This is a genomic window from Pedobacter sp. T50_32 (assembly GCF_057652195.1).
In genome coordinates this window covers 161,370-180,228 of the sequence record NZ_JBYFBY010000001.1, presented here as the reverse complement: position 1 = coordinate 180,228, position 18,859 = coordinate 161,370, and the positions used below count along the sequence as shown (strand labels likewise).

18 protein-coding genes are annotated in these 18,859 nt (G+C 38.1%); 14 read left to right on the top strand and 4 right to left on the bottom strand.

The window, feature by feature from the left end; genetic code table 11:
• Positions 1–3: 3 nt before the first annotated feature.
• From AC23ME_RS00755 to AC23ME_RS00730, 6 genes are all read left to right on the top strand, one after another.
• Positions 4–684, top strand: a complete 681-nt coding sequence (locus AC23ME_RS00755) for a TolC family protein (protein WP_487725841.1) — start codon at positions 4–6, stop codon at positions 682–684.
• A gap of 3 nt (positions 685–687) precedes the next feature.
• Complete coding sequence (locus AC23ME_RS00750; protein WP_487725840.1) at positions 688–2,847, top strand: GumC family protein; 2,160 nt, start codon at positions 688–690, stop codon at positions 2,845–2,847.
• A 3-nt stretch (positions 2,848–2,850) separates the two neighbouring features.
• Positions 2,851–4,308 carry an O-antigen ligase family protein gene (locus tag AC23ME_RS00745; RefSeq protein WP_487725839.1) on the top strand — a complete coding sequence of 486 codons (1,458 nt, stop codon included), beginning with the start codon at positions 2,851–2,853 and terminating at the stop codon, positions 4,306–4,308.
• On the top strand, positions 4,292–5,491 hold the full coding sequence (locus tag AC23ME_RS00740; RefSeq protein ID WP_487725838.1) for a glycosyltransferase family 2 protein: 1,200 nt from the start codon (positions 4,292–4,294) through the stop codon (positions 5,489–5,491). Before AC23ME_RS00745 ends, AC23ME_RS00740 begins: the two co-directional genes overlap by 17 nt.
• 103 nt (positions 5,492–5,594) lie before the next feature.
• A complete protein-coding gene (locus AC23ME_RS00735; protein WP_487725837.1) occupies positions 5,595–6,785 on the top strand; it encodes a glycosyltransferase in 1,191 nt (396 codons plus the stop codon).
• Between the two features lie 73 nt (positions 6,786–6,858).
• The gene (locus tag AC23ME_RS00730; protein WP_487725836.1) at positions 6,859–7,776 is read left to right on the top strand and encodes a glycosyltransferase family 2 protein; all 918 of its coding nucleotides are present in this window, start codon (positions 6,859–6,861) and stop codon (positions 7,774–7,776) included.
• A 190-nt stretch (positions 7,777–7,966) separates the two neighbouring features.
• Here the strand turns inward: AC23ME_RS00730 and AC23ME_RS00725 are convergent, their stop codons facing one another.
• Positions 7,967–8,716, bottom strand: a complete 750-nt coding sequence (locus AC23ME_RS00725) for a glycosyltransferase family 2 protein (protein WP_487725835.1) — start codon at positions 8,714–8,716, stop codon at positions 7,967–7,969.
• Positions 8,717–8,827: 111 nt separating this feature from the next.
• Here AC23ME_RS00725 and AC23ME_RS00720 point away from each other — a divergent pair, with 111 nt between their 5' ends.
• The 3 genes from AC23ME_RS00720 to AC23ME_RS00710 are packed head-to-tail and all read left to right on the top strand — an operon-like array spanning position 8,828 to position 11,845.
• On the top strand, positions 8,828–10,354 hold the full coding sequence (locus AC23ME_RS00720) for a lipopolysaccharide biosynthesis protein (RefSeq protein WP_487725834.1): 1,527 nt from the start codon (positions 8,828–8,830) through the stop codon (positions 10,352–10,354).
• The gene (locus AC23ME_RS00715) at positions 10,351–11,082 is read left to right on the top strand and encodes a glycosyltransferase family 32 protein (RefSeq protein ID WP_487725833.1); all 732 of its coding nucleotides are present in this window, start codon (positions 10,351–10,353) and stop codon (positions 11,080–11,082) included. Before AC23ME_RS00720 ends, AC23ME_RS00715 begins: the two co-directional genes overlap by 4 nt.
• A 28-nt stretch (positions 11,083–11,110) precedes the next feature.
• Positions 11,111–11,845: a glycosyltransferase family 32 protein gene (locus tag AC23ME_RS00710; RefSeq protein WP_487725832.1), complete on the top strand. Its 735-nt coding sequence runs from the start codon at positions 11,111–11,113 to the stop codon at positions 11,843–11,845.
• Between the two features lie 35 nt (positions 11,846–11,880).
• Here the strand turns inward: AC23ME_RS00710 and AC23ME_RS00705 are convergent, their stop codons facing one another.
• The 3 genes from AC23ME_RS00705 to AC23ME_RS00695 all read right to left on the bottom strand — a co-directional run bounded on the left by AC23ME_RS00705 (position 11,881) and on the right by AC23ME_RS00695 (position 14,779).
• A complete protein-coding gene (locus AC23ME_RS00705) occupies positions 11,881–12,159 on the bottom strand; it encodes a hypothetical protein (protein ID WP_487725831.1) in 279 nt (92 codons plus the stop codon).
• Positions 12,153–12,344 (bottom strand): hypothetical protein, encoded by a 192-nt coding sequence (locus AC23ME_RS00700; RefSeq protein WP_487725830.1) that lies wholly within the window; start codon positions 12,342–12,344, stop codon positions 12,153–12,155. Before AC23ME_RS00700 ends, AC23ME_RS00705 begins: the two co-directional genes overlap by 7 nt.
• Before the next feature lie 119 nt (positions 12,345–12,463).
• Positions 12,464–14,779 carry a Tex family protein gene (locus AC23ME_RS00695; RefSeq protein ID WP_487725829.1) on the bottom strand — a complete coding sequence of 772 codons (2,316 nt, stop codon included), beginning with the start codon at positions 14,777–14,779 and terminating at the stop codon, positions 12,464–12,466.
• Between the two features lie 157 nt (positions 14,780–14,936).
• Between AC23ME_RS00695 and AC23ME_RS00690 the strand changes: the two genes are divergently transcribed.
• The 5 genes from AC23ME_RS00690 to AC23ME_RS00670 all read left to right on the top strand — a co-directional run bounded on the left by AC23ME_RS00690 (position 14,937) and on the right by AC23ME_RS00670 (position 18,858).
• Complete coding sequence (locus tag AC23ME_RS00690; protein ID WP_487725828.1) at positions 14,937–15,332, top strand: hypothetical protein; 396 nt, start codon at positions 14,937–14,939, stop codon at positions 15,330–15,332.
• Between the two features lie 180 nt (positions 15,333–15,512).
• Positions 15,513–16,712: a GTPase HflX gene (hflX, locus tag AC23ME_RS00685; RefSeq protein ID WP_487725827.1), complete on the top strand. Its 1,200-nt coding sequence runs from the start codon at positions 15,513–15,515 to the stop codon at positions 16,710–16,712.
• Positions 16,713–16,798: 86 nt separating this feature from the next.
• Positions 16,799–17,179, top strand: coding sequence for a 30S ribosome-binding factor RbfA (rbfA, locus tag AC23ME_RS00680; RefSeq protein ID WP_487725826.1), 381 nt, complete (start codon positions 16,799–16,801; stop codon positions 17,177–17,179).
• Entirely contained in the window at positions 17,172–17,807 is a 636-nt protein-coding gene (trhA, locus tag AC23ME_RS00675; protein ID WP_487725825.1) for a PAQR family membrane homeostasis protein TrhA, read from the top strand. Before rbfA ends, trhA begins: the two co-directional genes overlap by 8 nt.
• 397 nt (positions 17,808–18,204) lie before the next feature.
• A complete protein-coding gene (locus tag AC23ME_RS00670) occupies positions 18,205–18,858 on the top strand; it encodes a TonB family protein (protein WP_487725824.1) in 654 nt (217 codons plus the stop codon).
• The last annotated feature ends 1 nt before the right edge of the window (position 18,859 follow it).

The following is an 18,859-nucleotide window of genomic DNA, read 5'->3' as shown; positions in this document are numbered from 1 at the left end:
TCAATGATATTAAAAAGGCTGACAATCTTATTGCTTCTTTTGGCGATTAACATAAGTGTTAATGCGCAAGATGATATTATAAGCCAAATTAACACGCCCTTACTTCAAAAATATATAGACCTCGCTAAAGAATATTATCCTAAAAGGAAGATGTATAAAGCGAGCGAACTAAGTTCAAAAGCGAAAATTGGTATTGCTAAAGCAAGCTATTTAGAGGCGCTGAATGCTTCATATTTTTATCGCCCTGGTAATGGAACCATTTTAGATGCCATGAATCCTTATTCTATTAATGGATTTCAATTTGGTGTAAATTTAAACTTGGGCATGTTTTTCCGTACACCATCATTAGTTAAGCAAGCAAGGGAAGAGTATAATTCTGCTGCCTACCTAACAAAAGAGTATGATATTTTGCTCGAAACTGAAGTGAAGCAGCTATATTTTGAGTACCTACAATGGTTTGCCGATCTAAAAGTGCGCAACCAAGCCTACTATGATAATAAAACATCGAGCGATGGGCTGCGTTATAAGTTTGAAAAGGGCGAGGTTTCTCTCGATGTATATAGCAAAGCAAAATCTTTAACATCACAATCTAATTCTGAAAAACTGACTGCCGAACTGAATATGCTAAGGGCAAAAAGTTCGTTAGAAGCCTTAATTGGAAAAAAACTGGAGGAAGTAAAGTAGCATATGAATATAAAGGAGTTTTTACATCTGATTGCTAAGTATAAATGGCTGATTGTCGCTATCCCGATAATTACGCTTTTTGTTACCTATCTTTCTGTTAGAAACCTTCCAAAGCAGTATAAATCTTATGCTAAATTATCTACTGGTCTGTTAGATCCTTCTAGGCAGGTTGCCCCAGAAGTGCCTAATTATTCTGGACCAGATTTGCTCATCAAGATTAACCAGCAGTTTACCAACATCATGGATATCATGGCGATGCCAAAGAATATGAGCATTTTGTCATACAGGTTGGTATTACATGATTTGCGCAATCCTAATGATCCTTTTCAGCCACAAAGTGATGATATGAAGGCGCTAAGTGCAGCGCAACGCCAACGAGCAATTGAAGGGTTTGAGGAACGTTTGGCAAAAAAACTCGTGTTAACGCCATTTGATAATTATGCAGATGTAAAATATTATAACCTGGTTAAATCGATGGGTTATGATGGCGCTACCATTAGTAAAAGATTATCAATTAGTCACGAAGACAATAGTGATTTCATTACCGTAGAGTTTACTTCCGGAAACACTTTCATGTCTGTTTTCGTGGTAAATACCTTATCAAACGATTTTATCAATAATTACAGCTTAGACCTCATCAGCAATAAAAATAAATCTATTCTGGTGCTTGATTCTTTAGTGAAAAAGGCAGAAGCGGTAATGAACGCGAAAAATCAAGAGCTTAAAGAGTACAAAATCAGCAACGGTGTACTTAACCTCGATAAGCAATCTCAAATCGTGTATCAGCAAATTATTGATTACGAGAACAAGAAATCGCAAGCGTTGATCGATTTGCAGTCTCTGCAATCTGCTTTGAACAATGTAAATAGTACACTCGACAATACATCGCTAGATAAATACCTAGGTGCAGAGTTGTCGAGCGATAATCAGGCGGTCATCGCTTTGCGCAACAAATTGCAAACAGCAAATGAAAGGTATTTGGATGGTGGCTTTAATCCGGCAGATAAGAAAAAAGTAGACTCGCTACAGCAACTTCTTACAGAACAGCTGATAAAAACGAACGACCAATATGTGGCAGATCCTGTAATTGCTAAGCAGACTTTGGTGCAGCGCAGAATTGGTTTACGTATCGATTTGGAAAAAACTAGAGCGAGCATCCAAGATATCGACAGAGAATTAGCAAAGCTGAATGCAAAGTTTTCTACCATGGTGCCTTATGATGCTGGTGTGCAAAAATTTGAGCGTGATGCAGATGTGGCCACTAAAGAGTATTTGGATTTGCTGAACCGTTACAATCAGAACAACCTCGATAAAAATATTGGCCTTCGTTTACAATTAGAACAGGAAGGTGTGCCATCGTTGGCAGAACCTTCTAAAAAGTTAATTTTTATGGCGCTGAGTGCCATTGCAAGTTTTGTAATTTGCTTTTGCGTACTGTTTGTCATTCACGTTTTAGATCGTTCTATCAATAATAAGAAACAGCTTGCTGCGGCTACCAAAGGGAAAGTGATAGGTGAACTTAACTACATCAAACCTGATCACAGAGATATTGATGAGATTTGGAAAAATGCTGAGCATAGTAAGGAAATGCTTACCTATAAGAATTTGCTGCGTGAAGTTCGCTTCGAAATTGACAAATCACTTACTGAAGGAAAGCATAAAGTTTTGGGTTTAACGCGATTGCATCCCGAACATTTTACGGTGTTTTCTACGGTAAGTTTAGCCTACGCTTTTGCAAGATTAGACAAGCAGATCTTGTTAATCGGAAATTCGGAAATAGCCGAAGAAATTCAGAAGTGGAATGTGCCGACCAATCAATCTTTAAAAACCGTTTTAGAAACGCTTAGCCTTCAAAAAAATAACCTCATTACCTTTTTAAATAAAGATTTAGATGGTGTTTCTCTGTTAGAAAACAAAGATAATTCTAGCGTTGCGCAAATTTTTAAGGGTTTAAAGAACGAGTTTGATTTAATCATTATATACCTAGATGCGGTAAATAGTGTTTCTGATGTAAAAGAGTGGATTCAGTTCACAGAAAGGTACGTGGCCACTTTTATGGCTGGTAATTCGTTCAGCGAAAAAGACAAAGAGGCTATTCATTTACTCAACAAGGATGAGAAATTCATTGGTTGGCTGATGAACGGCGTAAAAAGAAATAAGTAGGCTATGCTTAAAAATCTGCAACTACATATTGCCGATTACAAACAGAAAGTGCTATTTATTCTGATAGCTTTAAGTCTTTCTATTTTGGTTGCTGGCTCTACAGCTAGATACGGTTTCTTAGGCCCAGCTTTTGTGCTTGCAGCCGCTGGTGCAGGAGCATTTCTGGTTGCTGCCTTTAGTAACCCACGTATCGCTTTTATAGTTTATTTTGTCTACTGTTTCTTCCTCGGCTTTGTTGGCAAAACTTTCTTGAACATACCGGTAGGCTTAGCGATGGACGCTACTTTACTGCTCACTTGGGCCAGTATTTTGGTGAACATGAACCGCTTTAATTGGAAGGCCTTAAAAAACGAACACGTTTTACTTTCCCTAATTTGGTTTGGGGTAAGTGTGTTACAAGTGTTAAATCCTTACGGCGGCAGTATTACCGGCTGGTTTAACGAATTGAGGTTTACTGCATTAAGTTGGTTGCTCATTGCCCCAATCGTATTTTTGCTGTTTAACCGAATGGTTGATCTCAACCGTTTTATTGCCTTTATTTTCTTTTTTTCTGCTGTGGCTACGTTATATGGCGTAAAACAGCTGTACGTTGGCTTAACCAGTGGCGAGCAGCAATGGCTAGATTTGGGAAATAGTGTTACCCATATTTTAGGTGGGAAGTTAAGGGTATTCTCTTTTTTTACCGATGCAGGTCAATTCGGAGCATCACAGGCAATTATGGCAGTAATGGCGATGGTGCTGGCTATGGGGCCGTTTTCGCTATTCAAGAAACTCATTTTTGGTGTGCTTGCATTGGTTATGCTTTACGGAATGGGTATTTCTGGAACTAGGGGTGCTTTGTTTGCCCTAGTAGCTGGATTAGCCTTTGCACTTTTTTTAAGTAAGAATTTTAAAGTTTTGATCATAGGTAGCGCCTTTGCGTTAAGTGGTTTGGGCGTATTAAAATATACCACCATAGGTGATGAAATTTTCCAGATAAGACGTTTGCGCAGTGCTTTAGACCCGAAAGATGCATCTTTTAACGTAAGGATGATTAACCAAAAGAAATTAGCCTATTTGCTGAAAGATGAACCTTTTGGTGCTGGGCTGGGAATGAGCGGCATGAATGGAACCACCTATAATGCAGATAAGCCAATAGCTAACATCCAGCCAGATAGTTATTGGGTAAAAGTTTGGGTGATGTACGGCGTAGTTGGGCTAGTTAGCTGGTTCGGCATCAACTGTTATATGATAGGTAAATGCAGTGGAATTGTTTGGCAGTTAAAAGATCCGAAGCTTAAAACCAAGATGATTGCACTTACATCAGGCACAGTAGGCTGTTTTGTCTGTAGTTATGGTAATGAGGTGATGAATGCCGTGCCTTCTTCCGTAATCATGTTTATGTCTTGGTCGTTTATATTTATCGCCCCCTGGCTAGATACACAAAGAAAACAATTGGAAACCGATGGAGATAGTTTATAGCATTATTGATATCATATTTTGGATAGTCGGCATTTACATTATGCTCAACTGCGCCTACCTGGCTTTCTTTGCCTTGGTGGGATTACTGCCTTTGCGCAAATCAAAAAAAGAAGCAACGCATTATAGGAAAATTGCGGTTTTGTTTCCAACTTATCAAGAAAATGTGGTGATCATAGATAGCGTGAAAACGGCTTTGAAACATCAATACAAAGGAAATTTTGAAGTAGTAGTTATTGCCGATGGTTTGGAACAAGAAACACTGCATACATTGAACGAATTGGGAGCGAAGGTAATTGAGGTTTTCTTTGAAAAAAGCACCAAGGGAAAAGCGATGCAATTTGCAATGAATCAGTTAGAAGGCCAAGGTTTCGAAATTGCGGTAGTTTTAGATGTAGATAATATCATGGCCGATGATTGTCTGAACTACATCAACGGTTCTTTTGAGCAAGGGAAACTAGCAGTGCAGGCACATCGCGTAGCCAAAAATATGGACAGCAGTTTCGCATTTTTAGATGCCTGTAACGAGGAAGTGAATAATCATCTTTTCCGTAAAAGCCATGCTGTTTTGGGTTTGTCGCCAGCGCTAATTGGTTCTGGAATGGCATTTGAGTTTGGTTATTTCCACAATTTGCTAAATAATATTGGCGAAACCGTAGGTGAAGATAAGCAGTTGGATTTTATGATTGCAAAAGACAAAGTAAACATTGCCTATTTAAACGATGTGTATGTTTATGATGAGAAAATAGAAAATGCAAAGGTTTTCACCAAGCAACGTACCAGGTGGATTGCCTCGCAGGTAGAGTTCCTGAAAAAATATGCATTTGTGGGTTTTGCGGAACTTTTTAAAGGTAATGTTGAGTTCTTCAATAAAACTTTACAGACTTTTTTAGGTCCAAGAATGTTGTTGCTGGCACTACTTTTTTTATTGGTTGCTCAGTCTTTTTTTAACCCTTTCGGTCCGTCAAAAGCATTTTGGATAGGTTTGCTCATCAGCCTCTGCTTAACATTGATTATCTCTATACCAAGAAGATTTTACGCAGATAAAAGGATGTATGTTGCACTGTTCCAAATACCGAGAGCAATGTGGGGAATGGTGGTTGCTTTGTTGAGTATCGGCAAAGCAAAAAAGTCTTTCATGGCAACGCCACATAGTAGTAAACCTGTAGAAAAAGAAAATATTTAGTTATGCCTTTAGAGTTATTAATCCTTCCCGCTATAGTTTTCGGTATATTAGGTTTCGTACGAGGCGTAAGTGCTTACAAACGCGTTCAAGATAAATCATAGCTATGGCAATTATTGAGAATAGAGATGTTATTGTAGTCGGCCAACAACCTTGGGATACTCCTATTGGAAGTAACTGCAAGGATATCGCAATGGAGTTTAGCAAGCATAATCGGGTGCTGTACATTAATGCGCCTTTAGATCGTAGAACTAAATTTCAGCAGGCCGAAACCGAAGGCGTTAAAAAACGTGTGAGGGTAATTAAAGGAGAAGAAGATGGCTTGGAGCAAATAGCCCTTAACTTCTGGGTTTTTTATCCAGACGTGATGAATGAGTCTATCAATTGGATGCCTACTGCGATCTTCCGTTTGTTCAATAAAATCAATAACAAACGATTTGCGAAGTCTATCAAAAAAGCCATTCAACGGTTAGATTTTAAAAATTTCATTTTATTTAATGATAGCGATATGTTCAGGAGCTATCATTTGAAAGAATTACTTAACCCGGCTACCAGTATCTACTATTCTCGAGATAATTTATTGGCAACACCTTATTGGGGCAAACATGGTAAACATTTAGAGCCAAAGCTCATTAAAAAGAGCGATTTATGCGTAGCTAATTCAGTTTACTTGGCCAATTATTGCAAAAAATATAACCCAAACTCTTTTTATGTAGGGCAGGGTTGCGATTTTACGATCTTTAGAAACGATGAAAGCGTAGAAATTCCTCCAAATCTTGTTTCAATTCCGAAGCCCATTTTAGGTTACGTAGGCGCCTTGCTTTCTATCCGCTTAGACGAAAATATTTTGATTCATTTGGCAGAACAAAGGCCAAATTGGAGTATCGTTTTGGTAGGCCCGGAAGATGATGATTTCAAACGTAGCAAATTGCATCAGTTGAGCAATGTTTATTTCCTCGGTCCGCAAAAGCCAGAAACTTTGCCTGCTTATATTAAAGGCTTTGATATTTGTCTAAATCCGCAGGCATTAAATCCGTTGACTATTGGAAATTATCCACGCAAAATTGATGAATATTTAGCCATGGGAAAACCAACGCTGGCTACCAAGACCGAAGCAATGAGTGTTTTTGAAGATTATGTCTACATTGCAGAAACAAAAGAAGATTACGTTGCGTTGGCTGAAAAAGCATTAACAGAAAATAGCGAAGAACTAGCAAATAAGCGCATCGCTTTTGCCCATACGCATACTTGGGAAAGGAATGTAGAGGAGATATATAAAACAATTAAGACTTTATAAGTTTTTTATTGCCACAGATACACAGATAATTACCTGCAAAATATCTGTGCATCTGTGGCTAATTTAGATAAGGATGTCATTAACCACCATTATTACCGTCAATTTTCATCAAGCAGAAGTAACTATAGAATTATTGAAATCTGTAGCAAAATCTTACTCGCCTTCGCAAGTGGAAATTATCATTGTAGATAATGGTGCCGATAAAAACATGGAACTAATTTTTCAGCCATATTTTGAGAATATCAAATACATTCAGTCTAGAGAAAATTTGGGATTTGCTGGCGGAAATAATTTAGGGATCAAACAAGCTAAGGGCGAATATATTTTCCTGCTTAACAACGATACTGAAATTCCTGCTAATTGCATTGAAACAATGATTGCTGAATTGGAAGCTAACGATAAAATCGGCTTACTTTCGCCACTGTTGCTATACTATGATCAAAAGGATTTGGTACAATATGCCGGTTTTACGCCAATGAATTATCTCGTTGCACGTAACGCATACATCGGTCAGTTTGAAAAAAATGTGGGACAATACGACAACCAAACCTGCCAAACCGGTTATTGCCATGGCGCTGCGGTAATGTGTCGTAAAACAGATTTGAACAAGGCGGGTTTAATGGACGAAACCTATTTCCTGTATTACGAGGAGTTAGATTGGTGCGAGAAGTTTATGCGCATTGGCAAACAGATTTGGTTTACAGGTAAAACGCAGGTTTATCATAAGGAATCGGTTAGCGTTGGCAAAGCTAGCGGTCTGAAGATTTACTTTAACACCCGCAACCGAATGTTGTTCATTAGAAAAAATACCGGGTGGTTAAACACCATTTTCTTCTCAGTGTACTTCACATTGATTGCTTGTCCAAAAGCGGTTGTAAAATACCTATTGGCTGGACAAACTCAGCTAGCTAAATGGACATTAAAAGGATTGTGGTGGAATTTTACGCACACCAAAAACAGCAAGGAATTAGGCTACGAAATAAAATCCTAATTTACCTTTTTGTAAGTCGATATTTTTTTGTCACCAGATTTTTCGATGAAGAATTATCGTTAAACTGACACCCTTAATTTGTTTCCGCATAAGTGGTAACGTTTTGAAGCTGAATAGATAATTGCAGTTTGTTTGAGATTAAATTTTGTGTATGATAGTATCATTTGATAGTATGATTTTGCTGACAGTTCTATCTCAATCTCTTCCAAACTGTAGAAAAAGCATATCGAACAAAATGATATATTGAGGGGATTAGGCCCAGTTTTTCACTTTCCCTGTAGATTTTCCAAGTAAAGCCAATTACCTTTAACTTGTTGGAAGAAACCGATCCTTGCCTTATTCTGTACTGGACTAGTGCTTCATTAATCCCATATCCGTTAAAGGGTTTTTTAAAGATTTCCAGCCAGAAAATCCAGTCTTCGTGCCCCGCTTTTTTAAATTTGGTATCTCCAATTACACTTTTTAAGGTTAGCGAGGTAGAAAAAATAATTACGTTGTGAGATAATAGCTGCTGGTAACTTACGCTATGTGGAACCTCAATTTTTTTAGAGATCACCTCGCCAGCCTCGTCAATTCTGTGGTAAGCGCAAAAAGTCATTGGTAAATTATCATTTTCCATGTAAACCACTTGCTTAGCTAACTTGTCTTTCAGCCAGATATCATCACTATCTAAAAAGGCAATATATTTCCCGTTTGCATTGGTTAAGCCTACATTTCTTGCATTAGCAACTCCGCCATTCTGCTCCAACTTAATCAGCTTGATGTTACTGTGTTTTTGTGCAAACTCCTCTGCTACTTTACAGGTTTCATCTTTAGATTTATCATCAATTAGAATTAACTCCCAATTGCTATACGTTTGCGCTATAACAGAGTTGATGGTTTGCGCAATAAAATCGGCAGAATTGTAACAAGGCGTTATAATGCTTACAAGTGGTTCCAAATTATCTTATTTTATTAATTGATTTGAAAATGATATCCAAAATAAACATATTTTATCACAAATAGCTCTAAGTTTAGGCATAAAACGTAATTTAGTAAAGCTAATAGAAGTATGGATAAAAGACGGTTCGTAGTAAATTTAGTTTCTAATTTTTTCAGTGCACTTTCGGGTGTAGGTATTTCTTTTTTTCTAACGCCTTATATTGTAGAGCATTTGGGAAAAGAAGCGTACGGGTTTTTTCCGTTGTCTAACAACTTTGTGATGTACGCGGGCATTATTACAACGGCGCTAAACTCAATGTCTAGTCGCTACATTACCATAAGCCTAGAGAAAAAAGATATCAAGGAAGCTAATACCTACTTCAACTCGGTTCTATTTGGAAATATCTTTATTTCACTTGCTTTTGTAGTAGTAAGTGCGCTGTTTTGTTTTTTTATCGATAAAATTTTAGACATACCGGGAAATCTACTGTACGATGTAAGGCTGCTTTTTGTGTTCATACTTTTCAGTTTGGTTATCAATGTTTCGTCTGCAGTTTTCCAGGTTACAGCTTTTGCACTGAATAGGTTTGATAAATTGGCTTTTATCAATATCATTTCAAATGTATTGAAACTAGGTGCCATTATTTTGCTGTTCTACTTTTTTACACCACGCATCTATTTCTTAGGCGTAACTACGGCGGCAACATCAATTTATATGCTAGTAGCCAACTATCGGCTTACTAAAAAGTTGCTTCCAGAAGTACAGATAGATTGGTCATTCTTTTCTAAAAGCGCACTTTACGTAATCGTGGGTTCAGGCGTTTGGAACTCAATTATGGCCATGGCAAACGTAATCAATACCCAATTAGATTTATTGATCGCCAACCACTTTTTTGGTGCTTCTGGAATGGGTTTTCTTTCGCTCACCAAATTTATACCCAACGCTATTTACATCCTTTTAGGGATTATAGTGCCCATATTTTTGCCAGAAATGCTGAAGGCCTACGCCAATAGTGACATGGGCAAGTTGAAAAAAACGTTAGACCTATCTTTCAAAGCTATTTTCTTGGTGGTATTGCTGCCACTTTCGGTGTTTTTTGTTTACGGAGAAGTATTTTTTAGGCTGTGGTTGCCAACGCAAGATGCCCATGCGCTGCATATTTTATCTGTAATTACACTTGTTCCGTTTATTGTACATGGTACAATAGAAACGGTGTATCACATTTTCGTAATCACCAATAAACTGCGCATAGCATCGTTCTGGGGTATTTTTATCTCCTTTTTCAACTTTGTTCTAGTCATCATTTTATGTAAATACAGTAGCTTAGGTGTATACAGCATCCCGGTAGGAGCTTTGGTAAGTGGCGTACTTAGCCATTTAACTTTCACGCCCTTGTATGCTGCTTATTGTTTGCAGGAAAGTAGATGGTATTTCTTCAAAAAAATTATACGTGGGCTTGCGGGCTTCTCGTTTTTAATTGCACTGTGTTACGGTTGGAAACAGCTTAACTTGTTTGAAGTACACACTTGGTTAACGTTTCTCATCAATTGTTTTTTAATTGGCTCTGTATTATTGGTAGTAACGCTATTTATAAATTTCGATAGCGGTACCAGGGCCAAAATTTTTAGAAAAATTAGAGAGAAGGCGAATATATGATATCCAAGATTATACATTACTGTTGGTTTGGGAAAGGCACTATGCCAGAATTAACGCTAAGGTGTATAGAGTCTTGGCAAAAACATCTTCCCGACTATGAAATTGTAGAGTGGAACGAAGAAAACTTTGATGTGAATATGTATCGTTTTTCTTCAGAAGCTTATAAAGAGAAAAAATATGCTTTCGTAGCCGATGTTTGTCGTTTATACGCACTTAAAAATATGGGGGGAATTTACCTCGATACTGATGTAGAATTTCTACGCCCGTTGGATGATGGGATACTCGACGATGTTGCTTTTACTGGTTTCGAAGATAATCTTTTGCTTTCTTCTGCTATTATGGGAAGTGAGAAAAATGGGAGCTGGATTAACGATCTGCTGTCTTATTATGATACCCGAAGTTTTTACCTCAAGAATGGGGGATTTGACGTAAACCCAAATACAGAAATCATCACCCATTTTATGAAAACGAAGAAAAACGTGCGAATTGATAACCGTTTTCAGAAAATAGAAGGCTATTGTACAATTTATCCCAGCGATTATTTCTGCCCTAAAACTTGGAAAACTTTGGAAATTAAACAAACAGAGAATACTTACTGCATTCATCATTTTGCAGGCTCTTGGTTGCACAAGAAACAGAGCTTTTTGGGTAAAATGGCTCGTTTTTTGTTTGGTAAAAGGATTGCGGACGCTTTGTCTAAAATATATAGGAGTAAAAAAATGTTTTAAACTGGTGCTCTAAACGTAAATTAAGCTCATGATACCTAAAGTTATTCATTATTGCTGGTTTGGTAGGGGAGAAATGCCTGAGTTGGCGCTCAAATGTGTTGATTCTTGGAAAAAACATCTTCCAGACTATGAAATTAAGCTATGGAACGAAGATAATTTCGACATAGATAGTTATCAGTATGCCTCAGATGCGTACAAGGCAAGGAAATTTGCTTTCGTGGCGGATGTGTGCCGCTTGCATGTGCTTAAAGAAGTTGGCGGACTTTATTTAGATACTGATGTAGAATTCATCAAATCTATGCCAGATACTTTTTTAAATGATGTTGCATTTACTGCTTTTGAAGATCAGTTAGTTTCGGCAGGAGTAATAGGCAGTGTTAAAGGTAGCGAATGGGTTAGCAGTTTACTTGAGTTTTATGAAGATAAAAGCTTTTACAAAGCCGATGGAAGTCTAGATCTTAATCCGATTACGGAGATGATTACCGACCATTTAGTAAGTAAAAAAGGAGTTTTAGCCAATAACACTTATCAGAAAATAGAGGAGTATTGCACGATATACCCTAGCGAGTATTTCTATCCGAAAAGTTGGAAGACTTTAAAGATGGATATTACCCCAAATACGTACTGTATTCACCATTTTGCAGGTTCTTGGATAGATCATAATTATACCTTGCTCGGTAAGGTTGCGAATGCCGTTTTAGGAAAAAGAACGGCCGAGAAATGGTCTAAAGTGTATAGAAAAATTAGAGGGAAGAAGGATTAATGTGTGAGCTGCTAGGCAGCTCTTTTGGTATTCTTTTATTTCACTGCCTCTCTATAATAATTTTCCATCCTTAACTGGAATTTCTTAAAGTGAGGGATACGTCTGTTTTTTAAGTATTCGCTTAATTCTGCTAAAGTATTTGTATGCAGAAAGTGAAAATAGATGGCATAGGTTATCCCAAAACCGACACTTGGTCCGTGACTTTTATGTTCAATTGGTCTCTGTTCTTTCGAAACAGTTTCTCCTTTTGGGTACTCCTCGCCATCATTTGCTTTTTGTTCCCCTGCATAAAGCAACACTCCAAATTTTACCAATTCACTTCTATTGTTGATGAAATATGAATGTAAAACAGTGGTGTCATACTCTGTTCGATTTCTTTTTGGATCAAATTTCGGATGATATGTTTTTGCTCAGCGTACAGCTCCAATCCTAATTCAGATGCAATCTGCTTTTCTACTTCATTCACGGTTGGATTATCGAACAATTCTTCTTTGATCATGGTCATGGTTTTGGCCTGGTAGCTAACTTTTTATATCGGATTTTTTGGAAAAACTTCCTCAAACCATCCAATTACCTAATATAGGAGGGAGTTTATGCAAACAAGAAAGAAGATAGCGATTACTTAAACATTCCCTTCAACTTCGCTAATTTCTCCTGCAAATCGCCATCAACTTCTTTTTCCTTTTTAGGTCGATTTTGATTGAATTGCTTACGAGGTTGCTCATTACGTTTCTGCGCTTTGTCTTTATTCCTTGTTCCTTGCTCCTTGTTCCAATTCTTCGCTCCTTGTTCTTTGCTCTTGGCAACTCCTTCCTCCTTCATCGACAAAGAAATACGTTTACGTTCTACATCAACATCTGTTACAGTAACTTCTACCACTTGGCTCACTTTTACCACATCATTTGGGTTTGCCACAAAACGGTTAGCCAACTGACTGGTATGCACCAAACCATCCTGATGCACGCCAATATCTACAAAAGCACCAAAGTTGGTAATGTTGGTCACAATGCCCTTCAACTTCATTCCCTTTCTCAAATCTGCCATGCTATTCACGCCATCGGCAAAACTAAAAGCTTCAAATTGTTCACGTGGGTCACGACCTGGTTTTGCCAATTCTTTTACAATATCTTGCAGCGTAGGCAAACCAACTTCTGCGCTCACATATTTCTGTAGGTTAATCTGTTTTTGCAGTTCTGTATCTTTCATCAGCTGTGCTACAGAAACGCCCAAATCTTTCGCCATTTGTTTTACCAAGTCGTAACGTTCTGGGTGTACGCCGCTACTATCTAAAGGTTGCTCAGCATTGCGGATACGCAAGAAGCCAGCCGCTTGTTCAAAAGCTTTATCGCCTAAACGAGGCACTTTCTTCAAGCTAGCTCTATTTTTAAAAGCACCATTGGTAGTTCTGTAGTTGATGATGTTTTGAGCCAAACTTTCGCCCAAACCAGAAACGTAAGCTAAAATTTGTTTCGAAGCCGTGTTTAATTCAACGCCAACCGCATTTACACAACTCATCACGGTATCGTCTAAGCTTTGCTGTAATTTGCTTTGGTCAACATCGTGCTGGTACTGACCAACGCCAATAGATTTCGGGTCAATTTTCACCAATTCTGCCAAAGGATCCATCAACCTACGACCAATAGAAACCGCACCACGCACCGTTACATCGTGCGTAGGAAATTCTTCTCTTGCCAAAGGCGATGCCGAATAAATAGAAGCACCACTTTCGTTAACCATCACAATAGTCATGTTGGCTAACTTTAAACCACGCACAAAAGTTTCGGTTTCTCTACCTGCCGTTCCGTTGCCAATAGCAATAGCTTCAATCTCATATTTCTCACAAAGCTGCTTAATTTTCCACTCAGCATCTTTAATATTTCCTTGTCCCGTGTGCGGATAAACTGCTGTATTTTCCAACAAAGTTCCCTGTCTATCTAAACACACCACTTTACAGCCAGTTCTAAAACCAGGGTCAATGGCCATCACATTTTTCTGTCCCAAAGGCGCCGCCATTAACAACTGACGAGCATTAGCTGCAAAAACTCGGATAGCTTCTTCGTCTGCTTTTTGTTTAATCGCAGTTCTTAATTCCGTTTCCATCGATGGGCGAAGCAAGCGTTTGTAGCCATCGTAAATAGCTAATTCTACTTGTCCACTGGCTGCGTTATTTCCCGTAATAAATTGCTTTTGCAATAAGTCAATCGCATCTTCATCTGGCGGAAGTACATCTAGTTTTAATAAACCTTCTTCTTCTCCACGAAGCATTGCTAGAACCCTGTGCGATGGTGCATTCTTAGCACTTTCTTCCCACTCAAAGTAGTCCTTGTATTTTATTGCTTCAGTTTCTTTGCCTTTCGCTACAACCGCTTTGTAAGTAGCTTTTTGCTCAAAATACTTGCGCATTTTAGTTCTAGTTTCGGCATCTTCGTTGATAATCTCTGCGATAATATCTCTTGCGCCGGCTAAGGCTTCTTCAGTATTGACAACACCTTTTTCACTGTCGATATAAGTAGCCGCTTCATCCTCTATATCAATTCTACTTTGCGCCAAAATGCGTAACGCTAAAGGTTCTAAGCCCTTTTCTCTCGCTATCGATGCTCTGGTTTTGCGTTTTTGTTTGTATGGTAAATAGATGTCTTCTAAAATGGTCAAAGTTTCTGCTGAATTGATTTTTTCCTCCAATTCTGGGGTTGATTTGCCTTGTTCGGCAATCGATTTTAAAATTGCTTCCCTGCGTTTGTCCAACTCTTTTAAAGCTTGTGCCAAGTCCCTAATGGCGGCAACCTGCACTTCGTCTAAACTGCCTGTTACTTCTTTTCTATAACGAGAGATAAAAGGAACGGAAGCTCCTTCTTCTAAGAGTGTTAGCGTTGCATTAACTTGTTTGCTACTGATGTTTAATGCTGTAGAAATATGTTGTAGATGGTTACTCATAATCAATTTTAAAAGAGGCTAAAATTAACCTAATTAAATAAGATTAGAACGTGCTTTTTAATATAAAATTGGAAACCTTGTAAAGGAAATGTGACGTTATTGGCATGGAGTTTGATTTTCCGCTTACTCCTTAAATGTGTAACCTTAATATTAAATCATGAAAAATTTTAGAAAATTATTAGCTCTTTCGTTTTGTTTAGTTGTTTTAACAGCCTTTTTCTCTTGCTCAAAAGATGATGAAAATAATAATGGTGGACCTTATGAAGTTGAGTATAGAGTAACAACTTCTTCAAATGCGAGCATAAGCACTGTTGTACATACCAATGCACAAGGTGATGCATCTTCAATTACCAGTTTAAGTGGAAGCACTTGGAGTAAAACGTTGACTGTTAACGCAGGTGTGCAAGCTATATCTCTTGGAGCTAATGCAACTGCCACAGATGCAACTGGAACCATAAAAGTACAGATCTTAGTAAATGGTAAAGTGGTGAAGGAAAATGAAAGTTTTGGCCAAATTTTATCGAGTACTGTAGTTTATATGACTAGCAACTAATATAAAATGAAATTAGAAAGAGCGCCATCCATTTAGGATGGCGTTTTTTGTCTAAACACTATTACATATAGTCTGTTATCTTAATGAAAGGAAATAGCCTACATCTATGTTTTGTTTTAAATGGATGATGGTAGGTCACCCGAAATTATCGGAATCGGTTTTGTATCTTTGTATTAATTAATGGGAAAACAGAAATTTTATGACACAGCGCCCAAGCAAGAGAGGGCGGTTTTAGTAGGGGTGGCTTTGCCAGGTGAAAAAGCCGAGCAAACCAAGGAGTATTTGGATGAGTTAGCCTTTTTGGTAAATACAGCTGGTGGTGTGGTGGAAAAAAATTTCACCCAGCGTATGCAAAAGCCAGACCGTGCTACCTTTGTGGGTACTGGTAAGTTAGAAGAAATACAGGCTTACGTAAAGGCGGAAGAGATTGATATTGTAGTATTTGATGATGAGCTTTCGCCATCGCAATTGCGTAACATAGAAAGAGAATTACAGGTTAAAATATTAGATAGGAGTAATTTAATCCTAGATATTTTTGCGGGTAGAGCACAAACAGCGCAAGCAAAAACACAAGTAGAACTAGCACAGTTGCAATACTTGTTGCCTCGTTTAACACGTTTATGGACCCACTTGGAGCGTCAAAAAGGCGGTATTGGTATGCGTGGTCCTGGAGAGAGCCAGATAGAAAGCGATAGAAGGATGATTTTGGAAAAAATCACTTTGTTGAAAGACCGCTTAAAACTGATTGATAGGCAGAACGAAACGCAGCGTAAAAACCGCGGACAGTTAATTCGTGTGGCTTTGGTGGGTTATACCAACGTTGGTAAATCTACCATTATGAATATGCTTTCTAAGTCTGATGTTTTTGCAGAGAACAAGTTATTTGCAACTTTAGATACAACGGTACGTAAGGTAGTAATTGAAAACTTACCTTTCTTGCTATCTGATACGGTTGGTTTTATTCGCAAGCTTCCTCACCATTTGGTAGAGTGTTTTAAATCTACATTAGATGAAGTTCGCGAGGCCGATATTTTAGTGCACGTAGTAGATGTTTCGCATCCGAACTTCGAAGACCAGATACATACCGTAAACGAAACCTTGAAAGATTTAGGTGCAAGAGATAAAGAAACTATCATGGTTTTCAATAAAATTGATGCTTACGTTGCACCAGAATTTGATAATTTGGTAGATGTAGATGAGCAGCGTGAGCCAGTAACTTTGGCAGATTTTAAGAAGACTTGGATGGCACATAATAACGCTCCGGCTATTTTTATCTCGGCTACGCAAAAAGAGAATTTAGAAGAGTTTAGAACATTATTGTACGATAAAGTGAAGGATATTCATACCACGAGATATCCGTATGATAAATTGCTTTATTAGGAATTAAAACCGTCATTGCGAGGTACGAAGCAATCTCTTACGCTTTAAGATTGCTTCGTACCTCGCAATGACGAAAAGAAAAAAATATGGAAAGTAACAGACAAAAGAAGTTTGCAGGATTATTACAGGAAGAATTGGCGTCAATTTTTCAACGTGAAGGGGCTGCTTACTTGCCAAATACATTGGTAACAATTACTAAGGTGCGTGTATCGCCAGATTTGGCGGTGGCGAAGGTATACCTTAGTTTTTTAAATACAAACAACACAAGCTTATCGGTAGCCACGGTTAATTCACACGCTGGCGAAATTAGGTACAAATTGGGTTCTCGCATTCGTCACCAGGCTAGGGTTATCCCAACCTTATCTTTCTTTGTTGATGATACCAACGAATATGTAGAAAGAATGGACCAGATTTTCGATAAAATAGCGAAAGAACGTAAGGAAACGGATTTGCCAGAGAATGAATAAATACATCCGGGAACCTGGAAATTTCATTACTCACTTCTTGCCTGCACTGTTGGCTTTGCCAGGGATGTATTTGCTGCTGCAAAAATCGACGACATCTATTGAGCAAACTGCTTCGGTAGTTTATGGTTTGGGCATATTCGTGCTATTTAGCGTAAGTGCTATTTACCATAGCGTACCCAAAACAGAATATGGCATTAGGTTTTGGCAAAAGTTCGACCATTGCTGCATCTATTTAATGATTGCAGGTTCGTTTACTCCCACAGCACTTATCATTTTTGATGGCTGGTTGCGTTGGTTGTTGTTTGGATTGGTGTGGTTAATAGCTATACTAGGTTGTTTGCTTAAAATCTTCAACAAACTAAAAAAGGGAAAACTGTCTACGGCTTTGTACATTGGCATGGGCTGTTTAATTATTCCGTTTATGGCAAAGATGGTTGAAGCTGTGCCTGTAATGGGCTTGTTTTGGTTGTTTCTGGGCGGTGTTTTCTATATTGGCGGTACTTACTATTATGCAAAAGATAAGCCTTTGTACAAATATTTGCATAGTCACGAGTTGTGGCATTTGTTTGTGAACTTCGGGGCTTTATCGCATTTCTTTTATAACTACGTTTACGTGTTTAAGGGATAGTTTTGCTGACATGTCAAGCGTCTCTAATTGAAAGTTTACCCGCAGATTTTCGCTGATTTCTCCGCAGATATAAGGAGATTTAGTTCGAATTGCTCAAATATTAATGTGAAATAAATATCAGCGTAAATTAGCGGTTTCAAATCTGTTAAAATCAGCGTGAATATTAGGCGTTGAAACGGTCTTCTTCAATAGTTGCAACTCCAGAAGTTTCATAAACCCGGTTGTAGCGAGCACGTAGGGGCAAACCTATGTGTTTGCTCCAAAGTAAAGCGGAAAACGGGACTTTCGTAACCTTAGAACTACTGCAATTGCTTTTCAAGAAAATAAACTCTGAACCAATTGAGTAACAATGCCAATGCAAGTTTTAGGCTTTGGTTTATAAATCGTAAATTTAAGTATGAGCAGATTGATTTTGGTTTTACTACTAGCTTTATCGTTACAGCTTAATGCACAACAGCCTACCATTAAAAATGGCTTGGAGAATTTTGTGAAGGCAAATACCATATACCCGACATATTCGCTCGAAAACTGCATTCAGGGTACTATTGAAGTAGCCTTTAAAGTGAACAAAGAAGGGAAGATCACCTATGCGGGGGTGACTAGAGGCATTGGTGCCGATTTAGATGGCGAGGCGCTTCGTTTAATTAAATTAACCAGCGGAAAGTGGACAGTACCTGCAGGTTACGACACTACTTTTTTGATCCGTTCGCCCATGAAATTTTCTTTGCAAGATTATGGCTGCGAAAATATTAATCCGGGTAGTGTGGGTTTGGCCATAAAGCAGTATGCTGATGATATGACTTCTTACAGTAAAATAGCTAGTTTTTACCGTAATATAGAACAGGGTACAGAGAATTTTATTGAAGAATCGAAAATTATCTCCCTAAAAAACGATATGGGCGTAGATGACGATTTTATTGCAAAGAAAATACGAATTGCAGAGAAAAAAATTAGTCAGGGCGATTTGGAACACGCTTGTGAAGATCTTAAGTTTGTGAAATATATGGGCTCTACAAAAGCGGATAAACTGCTTGCCAAATATTGTAAATAAA